This window comes from Rhodococcus koreensis (genome assembly GCF_017068375.1).
GTDB classification, from domain to species: Bacteria; Actinomycetota; Actinomycetes; order Mycobacteriales; family Mycobacteriaceae; genus Rhodococcus_F; species Rhodococcus_F koreensis.
In genome coordinates, this window is record NZ_CP070609.1 from 7,251,015 (window position 1) to 7,273,133 (window position 22,119).

The following is a 22,119-nucleotide window of genomic DNA, read 5'->3' on the forward strand; positions in this document are numbered from 1 at the left end:
CCGGTATCCGGCGCGGCGTCAGGTGATGTCGCGCTGCCGGGTGAGCGCCCAACCGCCTGCGACGAAGACCGCCGTCCACCCGAGCAGGGCGAGGGGTGCGGCAGGCCAGAGCGTCAGCCAGTCGATCTCGTTGCCTGCGGCCGCGTTGGCGACCGTCCCGAGGGTGGCGGACACGGGGAGGATGCCGCCGACGGAGCCGATGCCGATTCCGCTGAGGATCGAGCGGAGGATCATCTCGCCGAGGGTGTACCAGACGACGAGGGCGATGCAGCTTCCGACGGACGAGCCGGTGAGCATCGACACGCCGCCGCCGATGAGCGCCCAGAGTGTCGCGCAGATCAGGGCCGCCCCGAGCATCGCGAACAGGGATCCACGCAGTTCGAAGGTGTCACCGCCGAACGTCAGCAGCAGGGCGACGCTGACCACCTCCACCACGAGGCAGTAGAAGAAGCCGAACGCCGCGGTGACGGCGAGCTTGGCGCCGATCACCCCGTCCCGGCCGCGGGCGGTGAGGAACGTGGTGGTGAGCGTCTTGTACCGGAATTCCGTGCCCACGTTGACCGCCCCGAACAGTGCGGCGAACAGGACGACGAGGGCGACGGCGACGGCCAGCCCGAACAGGGTGGCGGCGAGGTTGGCCTCGTTCGGATCGGCCTCGAACGCGTCGGTGAAGGCGCGCATCACCGGAAGGGTGATCGCGCTCGAGAACATTCCGACGATCAGCGGTGCCAGACCGAGCATCCACCAGAAACGCAATGTGGTGACCTTGCGGAATTCCGCGGTGAGCAGCGATGTCATCGCGGACCTCCGGACATCGGACCCTGCTGGGGGTGTGCGGGTGGTGGGCCGTAGCCCGGTGGCGGGGCATATCCCGGTTGCGCGGGGTAGCCGGGCGGCGGCCCGTAGCCGGGTTGCGGGGAGTAACCCGGTTGTGCGGGGTAGCCGGGCGGCGCGTACCCGGGCTGGGGAGCGTACGTCTGCGGCGGGCCGTACCCCGAGGGCGCGGCGGGGCTCGCCCCGGCGACGTACTGGCCCGCGGTCATCGACAGGAAGAGCTGCTCGAGGTCGATGTGATCGCCGACGGCCCCGAAGATCGTCACCCCGGCTCCCGCGGCGACGGACTCGACGAGTTCGAGGGACGCACCGACGACGGCGAGGCGCCCGTCGGCGAGCGAGCGGGCGTCGACGATGCCCTTCGCGGCCAGGGCGGTCGCCAGCGCGGCCGGGCTCGACGACGCGACCAGCAACCGGCTCTGCTGCGACTTGCGCAACTCCTCCATGCGTCCCTGGTAGACGAGGGAGCCGCGGCTGACGATCACCAGATTGTCGACGGTCTGCTCCACCTCGCGGAGGATGTGGCTCGAAATCAGCACGGTGCGGCCGGATGCGGCGAAGCCCTTCAGGAATTCGCGCAGCCAGGCGATGCCCTCGGGGTCGAGCCCGTTGGCCGGTTCGTCGAGGATCAGGATCCGCGGATCACCGAGCAGCGCCGTCGCCAGCGACAGCCGCTGACGCATGCCGAGGGAGAAACCGCCCGCCTTGCGACCGGCGACGTCCTCGAGCCCGACGAGTGCGAGCACCTGGCGTGCGCGTGTGTCCGGAACGCGGATCGCGGACGCGTACACCTTCAGATGGTCGAGTGCCGTCCGGTTGGGGTGCAGGCTCTGCGAGTCGAGGACGGCGCCGACCGTGCGCGCGGGGTCGACGAGGGAGCGGATCGGGACGCCGGCGACCGTGGAGGTGCCGGACGTCGGCTTCACGAGACCGAGGATCATCCGCAGCGTCGTGGTCTTGCCCGAGCCGTTGGGCCCGAGGAATCCGGTGATCGATCCCTGCGGCACGGTGAAGCCGAGGTCCGTGACCGCGTCGACGTTCTTGAAGCGTTTCGACAGCCCCCGCACCTCGATCGGCGCCGCGAAACTTCCCGGGATTACTGTGGTCAACCCGTCCTCCCCTGCCACAATCGAATGGAACTGTTCCGACCCTACTGGGCTGCCGTGCCGAGATTCACCAACTGCGTACAGGCGTCGCGACGGCGCTTGCTGACACCAATCGATTGGGGACGCACATGAGCAAGCACCACCATCATCACCAACGCGACGTCATCTCTCCCGCGTACACCGGGCGCCTCTCGGTCGACCCGTTTCCGGCGTTGCGGATGCCGGACGACGAAACCGATCCCGAGGCCACGTACCGGTTCATCCACGACGAGTTGATGCTCGACGGCAGTTCCCGGTTGAACCTGGCCACGTTCGTCACCACGTGGATGGATCCCGAGGCCGACAAATTGATGGCCGAGACGTTCGACAAGAACATGATCGACAAGGACGAGTACCCCGCGACGGCGGCGATCGAGGCCCGCTGCGTGTCGATGGTGGCCGATCTGTTCCACGCCCCCGACCTGTCGACCACCGACCCGGCCAGCGCCACCGGCGTCTCGACGATCGGTTCCAGCGAGGCGGTCATGCTCGGTGGGCTTGCGCTCAAGTGGCGGTGGCGGGCGAAGCAGGAAGCGGCCGGGAAGGACACTGCCCGGCCGAATCTGGTGCTCGGCAGCAACGTCCAGGTGGTGTGGGAGAAGTTCTGCCGGTACTTCGACGTCGAGCCCAAGTACCTGCCGATGGAGAAGGGCCGCTACGTCATCACGCCCGAGCAGGTGCGGGACGCGGTCGACGAAAACACCATCGGTGCGATCGTGATCGTGGGCACCACCTATACCGGGGAACTCGAGCCGGTGGCCGAGATCGCGGCAGCGCTCGACGCGCTCGCCGCGTCCGGCGGCCCGGACGTCCCGATCCACGTGGACGCGGCGAGCGGTGGCTTCGTCGTCCCGTTCCTGCAACCGGAGTTGTTGTGGGACTTCCGGGTTCCGCGCGTCGCCTCGATCAACGTGAGTGGTCACAAGTACGGGTTGACGTATCCGGGGATCGGGTTCGTGGTGTGGCGTGAGCGTGAGTACCTTCCCGAGGGGCTGGTGTTCCGGGTCAACTACCTGGGCGGCGACATGCCGACGTTCACCCTCAACTTCTCGCGGCCCGGTAATCAGGTGGTGGGCCAGTACTACAACTTCCTGCGGCTCGGCCGGAAAGGCTACCGGTCGATCATGGAGACGCTGCGCGACACCGCGGTCCGGGTCGGCAAGCGCATCGCCGAGCTCGAATACTTCACCCTCATCACGGACGGGACCGACATACCGGTGCTGTCGTTCGAACTGGTCGGCGACCCCGGGTTCACGGTCTTCGACGTGTCACACGAGATGCGGGCGCGGGGCTGGCAGGTGCCCGCCTACACGATGCCCGCCGACGCGGAGGACGTGGCGGTTCTGCGCATCGTCGTCCGCGAGGGCTTCAGCGCCGACCTGGGGACCCTCGTCGCCGAGGCGATCGAGGAAGTGTGCGCCGAACTCTGCGAGAAGGGCGGCGGGCGTTCGACGGAACAGCACTTCGCCCACTAGGTCACGCTTCGATTGTACGGAGCTCGTCCGGCCAGCGGGCAGGCGCGGGACCGAATGCCTCCCGCGAGTTCTTGATGACGCCCTTGCCGATGGCCCGGTTGCCGGCGCCGCCGATGGCGGCGCCGATGCCGGCGGGCACGAGTTTGCCGAGGATCAGCGCGCTGCGGCGGGCGGCGTACTTGGTGATGAACTTGCGCACCAGCGTGCTGTTCATGCCCTTCATCGTGGGGCCGGGGATGCGGCTGGTGATGGCGCTGGCCCAGTTCTTCGCCGTCACACCGGTCGCCTTCTGGACGATCTCCATGCCCGATTCGCCGAGGGCCACCGAGAGGACCAGTGCGCGCCGCTGCTGATGGTCGGCGGCGGAGATGCCGTGCACCGACGCGACGGCGAGGGTGAGCAGCGCCGCCGCTTCCAGGAAGAACGCCGATTCGGCGCCCACCGCCGCGATGGAGGCGACAGTGCCGACCCCGGGAATGGCGGCGGTGGCGCCGACGGCGCTGCCGCTGCCCGTCACCGCCAGCAGGAACATCTTCTCCATGCGCTCGACGATCTGCGCGGGCGACTCACCGGGGTGCGAGCGCCGGACCCATTCGACGTACTTGGCCACCGCGGGCGCCTGGAGCCGGCTTCCGTTGTCGAGGACCGAGACCAGTACCTTCTCCACCGGTCCACCATTGCCAGCCATCGGGGCTCCCGTCTCGCCTAGTGCTTCGAGTGTGCTGGCACCGACTGTAGGTGAGCGAACGCCGTGGCCGCTGTCGGCGCCGTTGCCTAGGCTGGTGTCGTGAGCGTCGCCGACAGCGATACCGCGGTGTCGTCCGGGGCCTTCCGGCGCCCGGCCGCACCCCTGCGCGCCCTGGTCACGGGGTACGACGGCTACCGGCTCGCCGGGTTCGAGCCCGGCATCCATCTCGGTCTGCCCTCGCCCTGCCTGACGGTGATCGTGACGATCGACGAGCCCCTCGACATCGCAGCCCAGGCGGCGCCCGAGCAGGCGCCCGGTCGATACGACACGCTGGCCAGCGGCATCGCGACGGCACCGGTGACGATCCGGCACGACGGCAACCAGCACGGCGTCCAGCTGGCACTCAGCCCGCTCGGCGCCCGGGCGCTGCTGGGCGTGCCCACCGCCGCCCTGGGTGCGTGGGTCGTCGGCCTCGAGGACCTGCTCGGTTCCGATGCGGGGGAGTTGACGGAACGGCTGTCCCTCGAACCCGGCTGGGACGGGCGGTTCGCGATCCTCGACGAGATCCTCACGCGCCGCGCCGCGCCTGCGGAGATCGACCCGCATCTCACCCGCGCCTGGCACCTGCTCGTCGCCGGCGGCGGTGTCCGGGTCGGCGACGTCGCGCACGAGGTCGGCTGGAGCAGAAGGCATCTGGTGAACAGGTTCGTCGCGGAGTACGGCGTGACGCCCAAGGACGTGGTGCGGTTGTCCCGCTTCGATCGTGCGCACCGGATGCTCAAGGGGGCCGCCGGGGCGACACTCGCCGACGTGTCCGCGGTGTGCGGCTACTACGACCAGGCCCACATGGCGCGGGACTGGCGCGATCTCGCGGGAGTCCCGCCGTCGCGGTGGCGGGAGATCGACCCCTTCTCATTCGTCCAAGACCCCGACCCCGACGACGGTGCACGGTGATGTCATGACTACTTCGACGCAAACCACATGTGTGTGGCCCACGCTCGTCTACCGCGACGCGCGGGGCGCGATCCGCTTCCTCGTCGAGGCCTTCGGGTTCGCCGAGAAGGCGGTGTACGGCGAGGGCGACCGGGTCGATCACGCCGAACTCGGCTGGCCGAAGGGCGGCGGCATCATGCTCGGCTCACCCCGCGACGACTCGGTCATCAGCGACCTGCCGCCGGGGACGGGGTCGGTGTACCTCGTCGTCGACGACCCCGACGCACTCCACGCGCGCGCCGTGGCCGCCGGCGCCACGATCGTCGCCGGACTGAAGGACGAGGACTACGGCTCGCGCGGATTCACCTGCCGCGACCCCGAGGGCGTGTTCTGGAGTTTCGGCACCTACGCCGGCGCCTAGATCCGCCCGATCACACGCCGTGCCCGGCCGGGACCTCCTCGCCGGGCTTCGGCGGAGGCGGCGGGGTGCCGTCCCCGAACGGCCTGCCGCCCAACCCTTCACGGCCGTGCGGCGTGAGCCAGCCGGACAGGTCGGGGCCCTTCGGCACGATCTGCGTGGGATTGATGTCGGTGTGCACGATGTAGTAGTGCTGCTTGATCTGGGTGAAGTCGATGGTGTCGCCGAACCCGGGCGTCTGGAAGAGGTCGCGCGCATAGCTCCACAGGACGGGCATCTCGTCGAGTTTGTTCCGGTTGCACTTGAAGTGCCCGTGATAGACCGCGTCGAACCGTGCCAGGGTGGTGAACAGCCGCACGTCGGCCTCGGTGATGGTGTCCCCGACGAGGTACCGGCGGTCGGTCAGCCGCTCCTCGAGCCAGTCGAGGCGGGCGAACAGGCGGTCGTAGGCGGACTCGTACGCCTCCTGGGATCCGGCGAATCCGCACCGGTACACACCGTTGTTCACGTCGCGGAACACGAGGTCGGCGACCTCGTCGATCTCGTCGCGCAGCGGCCCGGGGTAGAGGTCGGGCGCGCCGTCGCGGTGGTACCGCGTCCATTCCGACGACAGGTCCAGGGTGATCCGGGGGTAGTCGTTGGTGACCACCTGCCCGGTGGGGACGTCGACGATCGCCGGTACGGTGATGCCCCGCGGGTAGTCGGGGAAGCGCGCGAAGTACGCGTCCTGCAAGCGCGGGATCTTCAGCACGGGGTCGAGTCCGCCCGGGTCGAGATCGAAGGTCCAGCTGCGCTTGTCGTGGGTGGGGCCGCACAGCCCCATCGACAACACGTCTTCGAGCCCGAGCAGCCGCCGGACGATGATGGCGCGGTTGGCCCACGGGCAGGCGCGGGCGGCCACGAGTCGGTAGCGGTCGGGCTCGACGGGATAGCCGTCGCGGCCGTCGGCCGTGATGCGGGTGGGGATGTAGTGCGTGTCGCGCGTGAACTCGGCGCCGGATTCGACGTACGCGCCTTCCGTGCCGTGCGGTTCTGACGTTCGGTCTGTCATGGTCGACTCGTTCCCCGTCTTTCGATGTCGTCTCAGAGCGTACTTCGCGAGATCGTGACCTCGGCGTACGTTCCCAGTTCCCGGTACCCGGCGCGGGCGGCGAGCGCGCGCGAGGCCGGATTGCCGCGGGGCGAACGGCATTGGGCGATCAGGCCGGCGTCGAGTGCGTCGTCGGTGGCGATCCCGGCGACCGTGGCGCCCAGTCCCCGACGCCGGAACTCCGGTGCCGTGAGCACCCCGACATCGGCGAGGAATCCCTGGAACTCGGTGTAACCGGCACACCCGACCGGTTGCTGCGCGTCGTCGAGGATCGTGAACCACCGCTCGCGGTCTGCCACCCGGGCCTCGGCGACGTCATCCGGGGGACATGCCGCCTCGACCTGCCGGACGTGGTCGCGTTCGTGGGAGACGAGGGGTGGCGGGCCGGTCACCGGATCCTGGTAGTCGGTGCCGTACGCGAGCGCCACCGGGCCGGCGCACCGTCCGGACCGATCCTGGGTGAGGGCGAGCAGCGTCGCGGATTCCGTCAGTTCCTCCGCCGTGTGCCCGTCGGCGCGCTCGATCGCCCACCGCGGTCCGACGAGCGCGGACGTCTCGCCGAGGCGCAGGAATCGGATCGTGTCGGTGTCGTCGTCCACCCGGACGGCGCGGTCGTCGGCGTCCGGCCGGGCGGCCAGTGCGTCGTCGGGCAATCCCAGTTCGCGTGACCAGGCGAGTCGAATGATGTCGAGGTGATGGGAGTCCACGGGGCCCACGGTAGCCGCTTGTTCGCGCCGACCCCGGACGGTATATTCCACGTGGAGTATTCGACTCGGAGTAGTGGAAAGGTGGTGACCGTGGCACTCACGCCGCTCGGCGTCACCATCCTCGGCCTGCTGTGTGAGCGCACGATGCACCCGTACGAGATGTATCAACTCGCCGACGCCCGCCGTGGACGCGTGGTGAAGATCCGGCCGGGGTCGCTCTACCACACCGTGAGCAGGCTCGAAGGTGAAGGACTGGTGCGCACCACCGGCACCGACCGGGCGGGAAACCGGCCCGAACGCACCATGTACGAGGTCACCGACGCGGGCCGGGAAGCGCTCGTCCACCGGGTGAGCGACATGCTCGCCACCCCGGTGCCCGAGTACCCGCAGTTCCCGCTCGCACTGGCCGAGGCGCACAACGTCGACGCGCACACCGTGGTGGAACTGCTCCGGGAACGGCTCGATCACCTCACCCGCGAGATCGACGAACTCGACACCGCCGCCGCGCTCGCCTGCTCCACCGAGATCCCCAGGATCTTCCTCCTCGGCAACGAATTCCTCGTCACCGTCGCCCGCGCGGAGCACGAATGGCTCAGCGCCCTGGTGGCCGACATCGACTCCGGCGCCCTGCCGTGGCTCTCGCCGGAACTCGTCGAACGACTGACACACTCACGCCGGATCCCGTCCGGTTCAGCAAAGGATTGATGATGGACACCGAGCGCACCGCACCACCCGAGCACCGAAATCCCTGGCCCGCGCTGTGGGCCCTCGTCATCGGCTTCTTCATGATCCTCGTCGACAGCACCATCGTGGCGGTGGCGAATCCGGCGATCATGAACGACCTGCACACCGACATCAACAAGGTCGTCTGGGTCACCAGCGCCTACCTGCTGGCGTACGCGGTGCCGCTGCTGGTCACCGGGCGGCTCGGTGACCGCTTCGGTCCCAAGAACATCTACCTGATCGGGCTCGTCCTGTTCACCGGGGCGTCGCTGTGGTGCGGCCTGTCCGGCACCATCAGCATGCTCATCGTCGCCCGGGTCTTCCAGGGACTCGGCGCCGCACTGATGACGCCGCAGACGATGGCCGTCATCACCCGCACGTTCCCGCCGGACCGCCGCGGCACCGCGATGGGTCTGTGGGGTGCCGTCGCCGGTGTCGCCACCCTGGTGGGACCGCTCGCCGGCGGCGTGCTCGTGGACAACCTCGGCTGGCAGTGGATCTTCATCGTCAACGTCCCCGTCGGCGTGATCGCATTCGTGCTCGCCTGGCGACTCGTGCCTTCTCTCCAGACCCACGCGCACAAGTTCGACATCCCCGGGGTCGTGCTCAGCGCGCTCGGCATGTTCTTCCTCGTGTTCGGAATCCAGGAAGGCAGTTCCTACGACTGGTCGGCGACCGTGCTTGCCTCGATCGGCGCAGGCCTCGTCCTGCTCGGCGTCTTCGTCTGGTACCAGTCCTGGAACAAGAACGAGCCGCTGCTGCCGCTGGGCTTGTTCACGGACCGCAACTTCTCGCTCGCCAACGTGGCGATCACCTCGATGGGATTCGCGATCACCGCGATGGTCCTGCCGCTGATGTTCTACACGCAGGCGGTGCGCGGTCTGTCGCCCACCCGGTCGGCCCTGCTGCTCGTGCCCATGGCCGTCCTCACCGGTGTGTTCGCCCCGTTCATCGGCAAACTCGTCGACCGCACCCACCCGCGGTACATCGCGGGCGCCGGGTTCCTGCTGTTCTCGATCGCGCTCGGCTGGCTGTCCATGGTGATGTCGCCCGACGTGGCGATCTGGGAACTGCTGCTGCCGATCGGGCTGATCGGTCTGGCCAACGCGTGTATCTGGTCGCCGCTTGCGGCCACGGCCACCCACAACCTTCCGCCCCATCAGGCGGGCGCCGGGGCCGGCGTCTACAACACGACCCGCCAGGTCGGCGCGGTCCTCGGCAGCGCCGCGATCGGCGCGCTCATCACGGCCCGCCTGTCCGCGCAGGGGCTGAACGCCGACAGCCAGGAGGCCGGAGTCGGGGAGATGCCCGAGTTCGTGAAGGAACCGTTCGCCACGGCGATGTCGCAGTCGATCTGGCTGCCCGCCGCCGTCCTGCTGGTCGGTTTCGTCGCCTCCGTCTGTTTCGCCCGACCGTTGCGGGAGAAGAAGCCCGGGGTCAGTGCGGACGACGCAGCCAGTCGGGAAACATCACTGCGGGGTTGAGGTAGTCGTCGGGGTCGAACGCCCGCTTGATCGTCCACATCGCGCCGATGTCCTCGCGGCTGAGCGCGAGGTCCAGGTAGTTTCGTTTGTGTGCGCCGACGCCGTGTTCGGAGGCGATGTTGCCGCCGTGGTCGCGGATCAGTTCCGTCACCGGCCGGTACAGCACGGACTCGTCGGGGCAGCGCAGCACGTTGAGGTGGACGTTGCCGTCGGCGACGTGCCCGAACAGTATCGGGACCGCGTCGGGTGCCCGGCTCGCCACCAGCGCGACGGCGTCGGCGACGAACGCGGCGAGTGCGTCCAGCGGGAGGGCGGCGTCGAATTTCAGCGGTGGCCCGAACAGCCCGACCACGTCCGCGAACGCGTCGCGCGCCGCCCACACCCGGGCGCGGCCTGCGGGATCGATCCCGACGGCGGGTTCGTCGTCGGGATCGCACCGTTCCAGCGCGTCGGCGAGTTCGCCGGTGAGGTCGCGGTGGCCGGCCAGTTCCACCAGGAGATACCACGGCAGTCCCGTGGGAACCGCGAAACCGAGCCGCGCCGAGGCCAGGTCGAGCCCGCGGCCGTCGAGCATCTCCACGGCGTCGACGCCCCCCAGCCGCCGGACGACGTGCGCCGCGTCGATCAGCCCGGACAGGTGCGCGAACCCGGCGAGGGCGGTCACACGGAATTCCGGAACCGGGTGCAGCGCCAGATCGACGGCCGTGACCACACCGAGGGTGCCCTCGCTGCCCACCCACAGCGCGGGCAGGTCGTATCCGCAGTTCTCGGCGCCCACCCGCATGCTGCGCCGCACGATCGCTCCGTCGGGGAGCACGACTTCCAGGCCCAGCACCTGCGCGGACATGTGGCCGTACCGCACTGTGTGCAGCCCGCCGGCGTTGGTCGACACCATGCCGCCGATCGTCGCGGAGTCGCGGGAGGCGAGGTCGACGCCGAACAACAGTCCGGCGTCGGACGCGACACGGCGTACCGCCGCGAGGGTGACCCCGGCGCCGACGGTGACGCGCAGATTCTCGCGGTCGGCGGCGCCCACCGCGGTCAGCCGTTCCGTCGACAGCAGCACGTCGTCGTGCTCGGGAACCGTGCCCGCCTCGAGTCCGGTGCGGCCGCCCTGCACCGTGACCTTCATACCGGCCCGGCGGCAGATGCCCAGCACGGCTGAGACTTCCGCGGCGTCCGCGGGCCGGACCAGTGCGCTCGCCTGCCCGCTGTAGCGCCCCGTGTGGTCGGTCGCGCGGGCGGCGAGCACGTCCGCGTCCACGGTCACGAACCGTTCCCCGACGACCTCGGCCAGCGCCGCACGCAGCGAGTCCACACCCCGATCGTAGGCGGAACAGGTGTGGCAGTCTGGCCGCATGACTGAGCCTGCCGCCGCGCATCCCACCCGACTCGAGCGTGTCCGCACCGACGCCGGCGCCGAGATCGCGATCCTGACGTTCGCCCACGGCCCACTGAACCTCTTCGATCAGGCGATGTTCGACGCCGTGCAGGCCGACGTCGCGGCGCTCGCCGAGGATCCGCCCCGGGCGGTGCTGCTGCGCGCCGAGGGCAAGGTGGTCTCGGCGGGGGTGGACGTCCACGTGTTCGACGGGCTCACCGCGGAGCAGGGCGCGGACCTGTGGCAGGAGTTGTTCGCCGAGATCTGCCATCCGCTGGAGGCGCTGCCGTGCCCCGTCGTGTACGCGGCGCACGGACTGACGCTGACCGCCGCCTTCGAGATCGCCCTCGCCTGCGACATCATCCTCGCCGCGCCCAAGGCGAAGTTCGGACTGGTCGAGACGGTCGTGGGGCTGACCCCGTCGATGGGCGGTCCGCAGCGGCTGGCCGAGCGGGCAGGCTCCGGCCGCGCCCGGGAACTGGTGATGACCGGCGACCTGTACGACGCCGCGACGCTGCATGCGTGGGGTGTGGTCAACGCCGTCCACGAGGACGTCGACGCGCAGGCCCGCGCGCTCGCCGCACGCCTGGCGGACGGGCCGACGCGCGCACACGACGCCACGAAGCAGATCATCTCCGCGTGGCGATCGGGTGGAGTCGCCCACGCCGACTCGATCACGCCCGACGTGTCGGGTGCGCTGTTCGAGACCGAGGACCTCCGGGGTGCGGTACGCAGCTTCCTCGACGTGGGACCGGGCAAGGCGACGTACCGCGGGCGGTAGGCGTCGGCGATCCGCTCCCCGCAACTGTGACGGGCGTCATATAGTCGTGGCAAACGTCCCGGTCGCGCAGCGGAGGTGCAGATGTCGTCGTCCCTCGTCGAGTACCCGAGTAGGGGTCCGTTCTTCCGCGACGATCGCGTGGTCCGCGGTCGTGACGGCCTGCTCCGGTACGGCGGCCTCAACCCGTCGCTCACCGAACTGCTCGACATTTCCGTGCACCGCTACGCGGGCCGGGTCGCCGTCGAGGAGGACGGCGGCCGGTCACTCACGTTCTCGCAACTGTGGACGTCCGCGGCCCGGGTGGCGGGCGGGCTGAAGTCGAAGGGTGTCGAGATCGGCGACCGCGTCGCGGTCCGGCAGCCCATGGGGGTCCGCTGGGTGGAGGCGTTCCTCGGGGTGCTGCTCGCCGGCGGCGTGCCGGTCGGGGTGAGCCCGGCGCTCGACGACGCGCGGACCGGTCAGGTGCTCGCCGACAGCCAGTCGGTGCTGACCCTCGACGGCGAACTGCCGGAAGGTATCTCGTTCATCGACGACGGTGCGAGCCCGGACGAGCTGGTGCTGCTGTCGTACACGCCGGGCCCGTCGGAGTCCCCGAAGGGTGTGGAGCTGAGCAATGAGAACCTGCTCTCGACCATCGAATCCGTGCTCCACGCACGCGGGTTCAGCTCCGACGGACTGCGGAATCTCCTCGTCGAACCCGAACTGCACACCGTGGGATCGCTCGTCGAACTGCTCTCGACGCTGGTGGTGGGCGGAACGGTCCTGCTGACGGGGAGTACCGACGCGGCGTCGTGGCGAGGCACCGGAGCCGACGTGCTCACCGCGGCGCCCGCAGTTCTCCTGCGCGCCGTGGAGAGTTCGCGGGTGACGAGTTTCGGCCGGCGCGCGGTGCGCTGGATCGACTACAGCGGCTCGGGTCTGTCCCTCGACCAGTCGCAACTCCTCCGGCAAACATTTCCCGAGGCCAGACATTTCCTCGGGTGGGGCATGACCGAGACCTGCGGGGCCGGGCTGGCGTTGCCCGACGAGTGCGCTCTGACACACGCGGGCAGCGTCGGCGTCGCGTTCGGCGGGATGGAGGTGGCGCTCCTCGGGCCCGACGCCGGCCGCGGTGTCGGCGAATTGCTGTGTCGCGGTCCGGGAGTCAGCCGCGGCTACTGGAACCGCCCCGAGGTCACCGCGAAGACGTTCACCGGTGGCTGGTTTCACACCGGCGACACCGCGAATATCGACGGCGACGGCTTCGTCCGTATCGTCGACCGCGACACCGCTGCCTAGGTGGTGCGAAAGGCAGGTATCCACCCGTGAGCTCTCCCGTCGCCGAGCTGCACATGCACATCGAGGGTTCCCTCGAACCCGAGCTGATCTTCGCGCTGGCCGAACGGAATTCCGTGCAGCTGCCGTACGCGGACCTCGACGATCTCCGCTCGCGGTACCAGTTCACCGATTTGCAGTCGTTCCTCGACCTGTACTTCGCCAACATGCAGGTGCTGCGGACGGCCCAGGACTTCGCGGACCTCACCCGCGCCTACTTCGCGCGGGCGTCCGCGGGCGGCGTCGCGCACGTGGAGTTCTTCTTCAACCCGCAGGCCCACGTCAATCGTGGTGTCCCGCTGCACGACGTGCTCGACGGGATCATGGACGCGGTGAGCACCAGCGAGCGGGAGTTCGGTCTCAGCAGTGCCGCCATCGCCGCGATCCTGCGCGACCGTCCCGTGCACGAGGCGGAGGAAGTGTTCTCCGAGATCATCCGGTTGCAGACGCCGATCGTCGGGCTCGGACTGGACTCGGCCGAGGTGGGCAACCCGCCGTCGCTGTTCGAGGACGTCTTCGCCCGCGCCCGGTCGGAGGGGCTGCACGTGGTAGCCCACGCGGGCGAGGAGGGGCCGCCGGAGTACATCTGGCAGGCGCTCGATCTCCTCGGCGCCGAGCGAATCGACCACGGGGTGCGGGCGCTCGAGGATCCGGCTCTCGTGGCGCGCCTGGTGGACGAGGAAGTGCCGCTGACCGTGTGCCCGCTGTCGAACGTGCGGCTGTGCGTCGTCGACTCGCTGTCCGAGCACCCACTGCGGACCATGCTCGAGGCCGGCCTGCTCGTCACCGTCAATTCCGACGACCCCGCCTACTTCGGCGGGTACATCGACGACAACTTCGCGCAACTGCGGGACCAGCTCGGCCTCACCGACGCCGAGCGGGACACCCTGGCCCGCAACTCGATCAAGGCGTCGTTCGCGAGCGACGCACGCAAGGCGCAACTGCTCCGCGGCTGACGGCCCGGTCGTCAGTCCGTCAGCCCCGTGTCGCCGAGACTCGCGACGACGGCCAGGACGTCGCGGTCGCGGCCGTACGGCCCGACCAGGCACAGGCCCACGGGAACCCCGTCGTCGGTGCGCAACGGCACGGTCGCGTTGGGTAACCCCGAGATGCTCGCGAGGCACGTGAGCATGCCGGTGGCGCGCATCGTGTTCCGGAACCGTCCGCCGCTGGGGTCGCTCGCCCGCTCGGGGGCGACGGACGACGTGGCGGGCAGCAGGAGCAGGCGGTCACCCACATACGCGGTGATCGTCTGCGACGCCTCGGCGAGCATGGTCAGCTTCCGCCCGTACGTCGTCTCCCAGATGCGGCTGGCGTCGGTGAAATTGCGGCCGGGTTCGTCGCCGAGCGACGACATCGCCTGGCTCACCCACTCGCCGTGCAGCCGCCACGCCTCGTAGCCCTGCACATCGACGACGGCGTCGTACCAGTCGTGCAGCCGCCCGATGTCCGTGTCGGTCCACGTCAGCCGCGGAAGGGAACTCTTCTCCCACGCGGTGAGGGCGCGCCGCACCGCGCCGAGCGCCCCCGCCTCGGCGACGGCGTTGATGCCGTCCGAGGTGAGCGCGCCGCGGAACGGGGTCTCCGCGGTGAGGGGGAGAACGGCGCCGGACACCGCGACGAGGGTGTCGACGTCGCTGCACACCCACGCCGGGGTGTCGAACGTGGGGGACAGCGGGAACAGTCCGTCGGTGGAGACGGCGCCCCGGGACGGCGCGAAACCGTACAGGCCCTGATACGACGCCGGGATGCGGACGGAACCGGTGGTGTCGACGCCCAGTCCGATGTCGGCGGCGCCCTGCGCGACCGCACTCGCGGCCCCCGACGTCGCGCCGCCGGGCAGGCGGTCCTCGGCGCGGGGGTTGGGCGGCGTCCCGAACTGCTGGTTGACGCCGGAATGTCCGTAACCGAGGTCGTCGGTCTGCGTCAGACCGACGACGCGGGCGCCCTGCCCGAGGAAGCGTGCCACCACCGCGGCGGTACCGGTTTCGACGGGCGCCTCGGCGAGTCTTCGCCCGCTGCCCGCGCCGATCTGCTGTCCCGCAACGGCATACAGGTCCGTCACGGCCAGTCGCATACCGGCGAGGGGCCCGTCGCCGGTCGGGGCGACCAGCGGATCCCCCTGCACGCGCCACGTCGCCTTGTCGACGGGCGTGAACTCGGACACCGCTCCGCCACTCGGAACGGACAGGCCGTCGGGCAGCGGCGGAACCTCCGGATCGTGCAGGCGTTCCCCGCAGGCACCGAGCATCGCGGCACCGAACGCCGCCGCCCCGGAGGCACCTGCGACGCGAAGGAAGTTGCGACGGTCGAAAGATCGACTGGGGGCCACCTAGTCCACGTTAGCGACCGAGGACGGTCCGGAGGTACGCGTTGTCGAACATTCGCTCGGGATCGTACTTGTCGCGCACGGCGAGGAACTCGTCGAAGTTCGGGTATGCGGGCCGCAGGTCCTCGGCGGTGCGGCCGTGCATCTTGCCCCAGTGCGGCCGCCCGTCCGCCTCCCGGGCGATGGCCTCGACGGCGGAGAAGTACGGTTCGTGGTCGCGGCGGTGATACTGGTGCACCGCGATGTACGCCGTGTCCCGCCCGTTCGCCGTCGACAGCCACACGTCGTCGCCCGCGGCGAAGCGGACCTCGACGGGGAACGCGACCGTGAAATCGGACTTCTCCACCCACGCGTCGATCGCCGCGAGAGTGTCCGGAAGTGCCTCGGTGGGTACCGCGTACTCCATCTCCCGAAACTTCACCCGGCGCTCCGACGCGAAGACCCGGTAGCTGCGGTCCGTGAACTCGCGCGCGCTCAGCATGCGGGACGAGAGCCGGTTGATCTTCGGAATCGTCGACGGCGCAAGGCTCGCCACCCTGTTGATGCCCTCGAACAGGACGTTGGAGAGCAGTTCGTCGTCGACGTAGGCGCGGACCGGGTGGAGAGGAGACGTCGGGGTGTCGCCGGGTAGCCGGGTGTTGCGCTTCGTCAGGACGCGGCGCGTGTGCGGGAACCAGTAGAACTCGAAATGGTCGACCGTGGCGCGGTCGTGGTCGAGACGGTCGAGGGTGGCATCGAGCGACTCCGGCTTCTCGACGGCGTGCATCACGTAGTTCGGCACGCACTGGATCGTGACCTTCGAGATGATGCCGACCGCGCCGAGGCCCAGGCGTGCCGCCTCGAACAGTTCGGGATTCTCGGTGGGGGAGCAGTCGGCCACCGAGCCGTCCGCCAGCACCACCTGCAGGGCGCGGACCTGGGTCGCGAGACCTCCGAAACGCGCTCCGGTGCCGTGTGTTCCGGTGGACAGCGCACCCGCGACGGACTGCACGTCGATGTCGCCCAGGTTGATCATGGCCAGACCGCGGTGCCAGAGTTGCTCGCTCAGATCGTGCAGTCGCGTCCCGGCGAGGACGGTGACGAGGGCGCCCGCCGGTTCGTCGAGGGTGACGGATTCGATGCCGGTGAGGGCGTCGAGGCTGACGAGGATGCCGTCGGTGACGGCGACCCCGGTGAAGGAGTGGCCCGACCCCACGGCCTTGACCCGCTGTCCCTGCCGCGCGGCACCGTCGACGAGTGCGCAGAGGTCCGCCACCGAGCGTGGGGTCGCGAAGCGCAGCGGGTTCGCCGCCTCGGTGCCCGCCCAGTTGCGCCATGTGTCCTGTGCCATTCGCCCATCATGAACCTGGACGCTCGTCCAGGCAAATGCCGGGTTGGTCGGGCGTCCGTGTTGGTCGCGGGGGAGGCCCCCTCAGGTTCTACGATCAGAGGATGCTGAACAGGCTTCCTGCGGATGAACGTCGTGCCCAACTCGTCGAGTCGGCGCTGGCCATCGCGGAGCAGCGCGGCGTCGCGTCGGTCACGGTGCGTGCCGTGGCGGAGGAGGCGGGTGTCTCTCTCGGTGTGGTGCACTACTGCTTCGAAAGCAAGGAGGAGCTCCTCGCCGCGATGGGCGAGAGCCTGGTTCTGCAGCTCAGCGCGTCGATGCGGCTGGCGTTCGGTCAGGTGCGGCACGCGCCGGACCTGCGCGGGATCGACGGCCTGCGAGAACTGCTCCACATCGGGATCAGCGGGATGTGGCCGATCATCGAGGCCACCCCGGACCGTCAGTTGCTGACGTACGAGATCACCGCGCAGGCGTTGCGGCACCGGGCGTCCGGGAGCGAGCGGGCAGGCGATATTGCCGGTCAGCAATACCGGACGATGGACGAGGAGGCGATCGAGTTCCTCGCCGAGTGCGCCCGGATCGCCGGCGTCGGCTGGGGCACTCCGGTCGAGTCGATCGCGCGGTTCGGGCTGGCCATGCTGGACGGGCTCGTGCTGCGGTGGCTCGTCGACCGGGACAGCGAGGCGATGATCGCGGCGCTGGACGAGATGGTGCAGGTGATCACGGCCAAGGCGGTCGAGCAGGCCTGATCCGGTCCACGCGATCTGGACAATCGTCCAACTCGATGGTTGACTGGCGTCGCAGATCGATGCCCAACGATTGGACGAACTGTGACGCCCACGCTCGACCGTCTCATCGCCTCGACCACCGAGATCGACCCGCCGTTGGCCGCGCTCGACCTGCCCACACTGCGTGCCAACGCCGCCGACCTGGTCCGGCGCGCCGCCGGCACGCCGGTCCGGGTCGCCAGCAAATCCGTCCGCTGCCGCGCGGTACTCCAGGTCGCGCTCGGTGAGAATCTCACCGCGGCCGGCGGCTTCCACGGGATCATGGCGTACTCCCTCCGCGAGGCGATCTGGCTCGCCCGGCACGGCGCGCAGGACATCCTCATGGGCTACCCGACCGCCGACCGCGGGGCCCTCGCCGAACTGGCCTCCGAACCCGAACTGCTGAACCGGATCACCCTCATGGTCGACGGCGACGACCACCTCGACTTCGTGTCCGCTGCCGCCGGCGCCACGTCCCTCCGGGCCCGGCTGTGCATCGACGTGGACGCGTCGCTGCGACTCGGACCTGTCCACATCGGGGTCCGCCGTTCCCCGCTCCGCGAACCGTCCGCCGTCGCCGCGTTCGCGAAACGCGCCGCCGCGCGCGGGTTTGCGGTTGTCGGAGTCATGTTCTACGAAGCGCAGATCGCGGGACTGCCCGACTCCAGCCCGCCGATCGGCTGGATGAAGCGGGCGTCCGCCAGGGAACTCGCGACCCGTCGCGGCTCCGTGGTGAACGCCGTGCAGTCGGAAGTCGGGGTACTCGAGATCGTCAACAGCGGCGGCACCGGCTCGCTCGAGGTGAGTTCCGCCGACCCGGTCGTGACGGAGGTGACCGCCGGTTCCGGTCTGTACGTGCCCACGCTCTTCGACCGGTACCGCTCGTTCCGCCCGCACCCGTCTCTGTACTTCGCCCTCTCGACGGTCCGGCGGCCGGCACCCGGCATCGCGACGCTGTTCGGCGGCGGCTACATCGCCTCCGGACCCGCCGGGCGCAGCCGTGTGCCCGCACCGATGTGGCCGACGGGCCTGAAGCTACTGCGCAACGAGGGCGCCGGCGAGGTGCAGACCCCCGTGACCGGAAGAGCGGCAGCCGATCTCGGCATCGGCGACCGGGTGTGGTTCCGGCACGCGAAGGCAGGCGAGCTGTGCGAGCGGTTCACCGAGGTGCACCTCGTCGAGTCGGACGGATCCCGCACCGCCGTGCCCACCTACCGCGGCGAGGGTCAGTGCTTCGGCTGATCGGTGAGCCGCATGAAGGCACCCAGTTCGGTCAGTCCTTCCGGGGTGCTCGGCATGTACTGGGTCAGCGATTCCGATCGGACGATGATCGCCGCCCACTTGCCGCGTGAGACGGCCACGTTCATCCGGTTCCGCGACAGCAGGAACGACATGCCGCGCGGCACGTCCTCGATCGCGGACGCGGTCATCGACACGATGGCGACGGCCGCCTCCCGCCCCTGGAACTTGTCGACCGTGCCCACCTCGACCCTGTCGAGGCCGACGGCGGCCAGATCGCGTTCGATCAACCCGACCTGCGCGTTGTACGGCGCCACCACCAGGATGTCGGACTCGTCGAGTGGGCGGGTGCCCTCGAATTCGCTGGGGTCGGTCCAGCCGGATCCGAGCAGCTTCGTGATCCGGTTGACCACTTCCCGCGATTCCTCGGGGGATTGGGTGGCGTTGCCCTGGTGGTCGACGAAGACGGTGTGCACCCCGGCGTCCATGCCGTCGAGTCGTCTTGCGGCACTGGCCGATTCCTGCGAACGCAGCTTGCCGTCGTACGACAACGTCGAGACGGGAGCACACAGCTGCGGGTGCATCCGCCACGTGCGTTCGAGGAAGTAGCCCCGGCTCGCGGGCAGCGCCCCGTGACCCTCGGCGAGCCACCCCAGAGCCGACGCGTCCACCGGTTCCGGATGGGTGCCCTGGCTGACCTGGGGGAGCTGCTGGGGATCGCCGAGCAGCAGGAGATTGCGGGCCGCGCCGCCCACCGCGATGGTGTTGGCGAGAGCGAACTGCCCGGCCTCGTCGATGACCAGCAGGTCGAGGCTGCCGGGCAGAACGCGGTCGGTGTTGGCGAAATCCCAGGCGGTTCCGCCGATCACGCAGCCCGTCCCCTCCGCCTGGTCGATGAAGCCGGGGTAGTCGTTGGAACTGATGTCGGTCCATGTCGCGGCGCGATGCCGCCCGTCCTTCTTCGCGACGAGTTCGGCGGGGAGCCCGGCCTTCACGACGCCGCCGAGCATGTTCTCGATCACCGAATGCGATTGCGCGACCACACCGATCCGCCAGTGGTGCTGCTCGACGAGTGCCTTGATCACCCGGGCCCCGGTGTACGTCTTGCCGGTGCCGGGCGGACCCTGCACCGCGACGTACGAGTTCTCGAGGTCGAGCAGGGCCGCGGTGATCGCGCCCGCGTAGTCCGTGCCGTCGACGGGCGGGAGCGGATTCCCGCTCCGGGTGCGCGGATCGGACCGCCGCAGGATGTCCACGGACGCGCACAGCGGAAGCTCCGGCAGCGGTGAGCACATGCCGTCCGCGGCCACCGCGATCGCCGATTCGATGCGGTCGGTCGTGATCGGTGGCCCGGGGGTGATCGCCGTCGGAAGTTGCCCGTACTCCTCGCCGTTCAGGAGTTCCTCGACGATCACCACGTCGCGGCGGCGGCCGTCCTTCCCGACCTCGAGCACGTTGACGGTGCACGTACCCCGCTGCTGCGGGTTGTCGCCGGCGACCGACTCCGGTGCGGGAGTGTCGTACAGCGCGTACATCGTGGTCTTGGGTCCCACCGTGCTCCCGGTGCCGAACCGGCCGGTGAGCTCGAGACGCCGGCGCAGCTTGCGTTGCCGGGGGCTGCTCTTGTGCCAGTTCTCCTCGACGACCGCGGACGACACCACCAGGACGTCCCGGATGTCCGACAGTTCGTCGTGCGGCACGACCAGCCGATCGAAGTGCGCCCACCAGAACGGTTTCCGCTCACGCCGGTGATAGCCGACCGCCGCCGCCATGAGTGCGGCGGCCTGCTGGTCGTGGCCCCGGTGCTCGCTCGGACCGTGCCCGGCGAATTCGCGCAACGCCGCCTCTGCGGGCGTGCATTCCTCGGTCACCGGGGTGGGTCCGTCGCCCGGTGGCCGGAGGCCCACGCCGTGCGTCCGCGCCTGCCCGATCAGCCAGTCGCGCAGCCGCAACGTGGAATCGCAGTCGTACTGGTTGTAGTCGGCGATGCCCTGCAGCAGTGCACCGGCCTCCTCGTCGCGGCCGTTGTCCCGGTGATCGCAGTAGTCGGCGTACGCGACCACCGACGCGGCGGCATTGGTGACGTCGCCGTCGCGCGGCTGCTCCGGCATGTACAGCGGTTCGAGTTTCTTGATGCTGTAGGACCGTTCGCCGATCCGCAGGCACCCGCGCACCACCGGGTACAGGTCGACGAGGACGTTGTCGCGCAGCAGGGTGTCGACGGTCTCCTCGCCGACGCCGTGCCGCCCCGCCAGCCGCAGCAGCGCCGACTTCTCGTACGCGGCGTAGTGGTAGACGTGCATGTTCGGGTACCGCTGACGACGCGCCGTCACGTAGTCGAGGAAGTCGACGAGCGCCTGCCGCTCCTCCGCGCGGTCGTGCGCCCAGAACGGCCGGAACACGGCGGCGCCGGCGGGACCCTCGACCACGCCGAAGAGGTATTCGAGACCCCAGTCGGTGGAACCGTTCTCGGCCCACAGCGGGTCTCCCTCGAAGTCGAAGAAGATGTCGCCGTCGTCCGGTTCCGGCAGCCCACCCAGGGCCTGCGGGGCGTACAGCTGGAACTCGGGGGTGCCCGAGGACTCCTGTCGCAACTGCAGGGCAGCCTGGGCGCGCAACGATTCGAGGGTGCGCTCGGGCAGCCCCTCGACGCTGCCCGCATGCGCGGCGAGCGCGTCGAGAGTGCCGATCCCGGCCGCGATCAGCCTGCTCCGCTGCGTCGAGCGCATTCCGGCCACCAGCAGGAGGTCGCGGTGCTGCTCGACCTCCGGAGTGCACGTGTCGCAGCGGCCGCAGGCCGTGTACCGGGGGTCGCCCCACTCCGCGACCGACTGCTCGTCGCGGTGCTCGTCGAGAATCCGTTCGAGCGAGGAGCGTCGCGCGGAGTACACCGGGACGATGTCGCCGAGCGGGTGCGCGGAGTCGCTGTCGTCGCCGAGCAGCAGGTGGACGTCCGGGGACGTCGGAATGCCGTTGCCGGCGAGGGCTTCCGCGTAGGCGGCGAGCTGGAGGAGAGCCGGCACCTTCGCGTGCCGCGACAGCTTGGTGTCGTAGACGGCGTACGTGTCGCCGTCGCGGACGAGGAAGTCGCAGAAACCCAGGAAGCGGCCGTCGAAGAACGTGCCCTGGTACACGACGTCGGCGCCGCCGCGGATCGCCTCCACGGTGGCCAGGTTCGCGTCGAACAGGCCCACGGTGGTGTACTCGGGCCGGTCCATCGTGACCACCCCGTCGCCGTACTCGGTGCGGAACTGCTCGAGCCGGCGATGTTCGTGGGCGTCGCCCAGGCTCGACGTCCGTCGCAGCATCGGATCGTCGTCGACGGACGTGGAGGTGGTGCCGGCGCCGCCGAGCCCGAGCGTGGCATCCAATCGACGCAGCAACGCGAACTCGCAGGTGGCGGCCGCGGCGAGGTCGCTGGCGCTGTAGACGATGGTGTCGTCGAGGAGGAACACAGCTACGTCCCCAGTTCTGCCGGTGAGTT

The 22,119-nt window shown here is 69.8% G+C and carries 19 protein-coding genes; 10 read left to right on the forward strand and 9 right to left on the reverse strand.

The features are described from left to right. Positions 1 to 18: 18 nt before the first annotated feature. Positions 19 to 798, reverse strand: a complete 780-nt coding sequence (locus tag JWS14_RS32825; RefSeq protein ID WP_206015142.1) for an ABC transporter permease — start codon at positions 796 to 798, stop codon at positions 19 to 21. Continuing rightward, the gene (locus JWS14_RS32830) at positions 795 to 1,943 is read right to left on the reverse strand and encodes an ABC transporter ATP-binding protein (protein WP_206015143.1); all 1,149 of its coding nucleotides are present in this window, start codon (positions 1,941 to 1,943) and stop codon (positions 795 to 797) included. The genes JWS14_RS32825 and JWS14_RS32830 overlap by 4 nt, the downstream gene beginning before the upstream one ends. Positions 1,944 to 2,068: 125 nt before the next feature. On the opposite strand from JWS14_RS32830, the gene gad reads away from it, so the two are divergent. Next, positions 2,069 to 3,454: a glutamate decarboxylase gene (gene gad, locus JWS14_RS32835; RefSeq protein ID WP_072948326.1), complete on the forward strand. Its 1,386-nt coding sequence runs from the start codon at positions 2,069 to 2,071 to the stop codon at positions 3,452 to 3,454. A 1-nt stretch (position 3,455) separates the two neighbouring features. Here the strand turns inward: gad and JWS14_RS32840 are convergent, their stop codons facing one another. Then, positions 3,456 to 4,142 (reverse strand): hypothetical protein, encoded by a 687-nt coding sequence (locus tag JWS14_RS32840; RefSeq protein WP_206015144.1) that lies wholly within the window; start codon positions 4,140 to 4,142, stop codon positions 3,456 to 3,458. A 99-nt stretch (positions 4,143 to 4,241) separates the two neighbouring features. On the opposite strand from JWS14_RS32840, the gene JWS14_RS32845 reads away from it, so the two are divergent. Beyond that, positions 4,242 to 5,096 (forward strand): AraC family transcriptional regulator, encoded by an 855-nt coding sequence (locus JWS14_RS32845; protein ID WP_072948329.1) that lies wholly within the window; start codon positions 4,242 to 4,244, stop codon positions 5,094 to 5,096. Between the two features lie 4 nt (positions 5,097 to 5,100). Further along, complete coding sequence (locus JWS14_RS32850; protein WP_072948330.1) at positions 5,101 to 5,496, forward strand: VOC family protein; 396 nt, start codon at positions 5,101 to 5,103, stop codon at positions 5,494 to 5,496. 10 nt (positions 5,497 to 5,506) lie between these two features. Here the strand turns inward: JWS14_RS32850 and JWS14_RS32855 are convergent, their stop codons facing one another. Together JWS14_RS32855 and JWS14_RS32860 are read right to left on the reverse strand one after the other, a co-directional pair. Then, positions 5,507 to 6,544 (reverse strand): glutathione S-transferase family protein, encoded by a 1,038-nt coding sequence (locus JWS14_RS32855; protein ID WP_095860979.1) that lies wholly within the window; start codon positions 6,542 to 6,544, stop codon positions 5,507 to 5,509. 32 nt (positions 6,545 to 6,576) lie between these two features. Further along, entirely contained in the window at positions 6,577 to 7,299 is a 723-nt protein-coding gene (locus JWS14_RS32860) for a GNAT family N-acetyltransferase (protein ID WP_072948332.1), read from the reverse strand. Between the two features lie 72 nt (positions 7,300 to 7,371). On the opposite strand from JWS14_RS32860, the gene JWS14_RS32865 reads away from it, so the two are divergent. Both JWS14_RS32865 and JWS14_RS32870 read left to right on the forward strand, forming a co-directional pair. Beyond that, positions 7,372 to 7,995: a PadR family transcriptional regulator gene (locus JWS14_RS32865; RefSeq protein ID WP_241031535.1), complete on the forward strand. Its 624-nt coding sequence runs from the start codon at positions 7,372 to 7,374 to the stop codon at positions 7,993 to 7,995. Between the two features lie 2 nt (positions 7,996 to 7,997). Next, positions 7,998 to 9,497, forward strand: coding sequence for an MFS transporter (locus JWS14_RS32870; RefSeq protein WP_206016239.1), 1,500 nt, complete (start codon positions 7,998 to 8,000; stop codon positions 9,495 to 9,497). Here the strand turns inward: JWS14_RS32870 and JWS14_RS32875 are convergent. Further along, a complete protein-coding gene (locus JWS14_RS32875; RefSeq protein WP_206015146.1) occupies positions 9,451 to 10,815 on the reverse strand; it encodes an FAD-binding oxidoreductase in 1,365 nt (454 codons plus the stop codon). The genes JWS14_RS32870 and JWS14_RS32875 overlap by 47 nt on opposite strands. Before the next feature lie 40 nt (positions 10,816 to 10,855). Here JWS14_RS32875 and JWS14_RS32880 point away from each other — a divergent pair, with 40 nt between their 5' ends. From JWS14_RS32880 to JWS14_RS32890, 3 genes are all read left to right on the forward strand, one after another. Then, positions 10,856 to 11,659, forward strand: a complete 804-nt coding sequence (locus JWS14_RS32880; RefSeq protein WP_072948336.1) for an enoyl-CoA hydratase/isomerase family protein — start codon at positions 10,856 to 10,858, stop codon at positions 11,657 to 11,659. Positions 11,660 to 11,740: 81 nt separating this feature from the next. Continuing rightward, complete coding sequence (locus tag JWS14_RS32885; protein WP_206015147.1) at positions 11,741 to 12,937, forward strand: class I adenylate-forming enzyme family protein; 1,197 nt, start codon at positions 11,741 to 11,743, stop codon at positions 12,935 to 12,937. A 26-nt stretch (positions 12,938 to 12,963) separates the two neighbouring features. Continuing rightward, on the forward strand, positions 12,964 to 13,929 hold the full coding sequence (locus tag JWS14_RS32890) for an adenosine deaminase (RefSeq protein ID WP_206015148.1): 966 nt from the start codon (positions 12,964 to 12,966) through the stop codon (positions 13,927 to 13,929). A gap of 11 nt (positions 13,930 to 13,940) precedes the next feature. Here the strand turns inward: JWS14_RS32890 and JWS14_RS32895 are convergent, their stop codons facing one another. Continuing rightward, positions 13,941 to 15,305 carry an amidase family protein gene (locus JWS14_RS32895; protein ID WP_206015149.1) on the reverse strand — a complete coding sequence of 455 codons (1,365 nt, stop codon included), beginning with the start codon at positions 15,303 to 15,305 and terminating at the stop codon, positions 13,941 to 13,943. Positions 15,306 to 15,315: 10 nt separating this feature from the next. After that, on the reverse strand, positions 15,316 to 16,632 hold the full coding sequence (locus tag JWS14_RS32900; protein WP_206015150.1) for a D-arabinono-1,4-lactone oxidase: 1,317 nt from the start codon (positions 16,630 to 16,632) through the stop codon (positions 15,316 to 15,318). 101 nt (positions 16,633 to 16,733) lie between these two features. Between JWS14_RS32900 and JWS14_RS32905 the strand changes: the two genes are divergently transcribed. Continuing rightward, positions 16,734 to 17,378, forward strand: coding sequence for a TetR/AcrR family transcriptional regulator (locus JWS14_RS32905; protein WP_072948343.1), 645 nt, complete (start codon positions 16,734 to 16,736; stop codon positions 17,376 to 17,378). A gap of 81 nt (positions 17,379 to 17,459) precedes the next feature. Further along, a complete protein-coding gene (locus JWS14_RS32910; RefSeq protein ID WP_206015151.1) occupies positions 17,460 to 18,638 on the forward strand; it encodes an amino acid deaminase/aldolase in 1,179 nt (392 codons plus the stop codon). On the opposite strand, the gene JWS14_RS32915 is transcribed toward JWS14_RS32910, so the two are convergent. Then, positions 18,623 to 22,090, reverse strand: coding sequence for a TM0106 family RecB-like putative nuclease (locus JWS14_RS32915; protein ID WP_206015152.1), 3,468 nt, complete (start codon positions 22,088 to 22,090; stop codon positions 18,623 to 18,625). The genes JWS14_RS32910 and JWS14_RS32915 overlap by 16 nt on opposite strands. Positions 22,091 to 22,119 lie beyond the last annotated feature (29 nt).

What these genes read in the sequence shown, in the direction of transcription:
- JWS14_RS32850 (WP_072948330.1), top strand. Translation starts at nt 5,101, where the DNA reads ATGACTACTTCGACGCAAACCACATGTGTGTGGCCCACGCTCGTCTAC.
- JWS14_RS32905 (WP_072948343.1), top strand. Translation starts at nt 16,734, where the DNA reads ATGCTGAACAGGCTTCCTGCGGATGAACGTCGTGCCCAACTCGTCGAG.
- JWS14_RS32880 (WP_072948336.1), top strand. Translation starts at nt 10,856, where the DNA reads ATGACTGAGCCTGCCGCCGCGCATCCCACCCGACTCGAGCGTGTCCGC.
- JWS14_RS32870 (WP_206016239.1), top strand. Translation starts at nt 7,998, where the DNA reads ATGGACACCGAGCGCACCGCACCACCCGAGCACCGAAATCCCTGGCCC.
- gad (WP_072948326.1), top strand. Translation starts at nt 2,069, where the DNA reads ATGAGCAAGCACCACCATCATCACCAACGCGACGTCATCTCTCCCGCG.
- JWS14_RS32855 (WP_095860979.1), bottom strand. Translation starts at nt 6,544, where the DNA reads ATGACAGACCGAACGTCAGAACCGCACGGCACGGAAGGCGCGTACGTC.
- JWS14_RS32840 (WP_206015144.1), bottom strand. Translation starts at nt 4,142, where the DNA reads ATGGCTGGCAATGGTGGACCGGTGGAGAAGGTACTGGTCTCGGTCCTC.
- JWS14_RS32825 (WP_206015142.1), bottom strand. Translation starts at nt 798, where the DNA reads ATGACATCGCTGCTCACCGCGGAATTCCGCAAGGTCACCACATTGCGT.
- JWS14_RS32885 (WP_206015147.1), top strand. Translation starts at nt 11,741, where the DNA reads ATGTCGTCGTCCCTCGTCGAGTACCCGAGTAGGGGTCCGTTCTTCCGC.
- JWS14_RS32900 (WP_206015150.1), bottom strand. Translation starts at nt 16,632, where the DNA reads ATGGCACAGGACACATGGCGCAACTGGGCGGGCACCGAGGCGGCGAAC.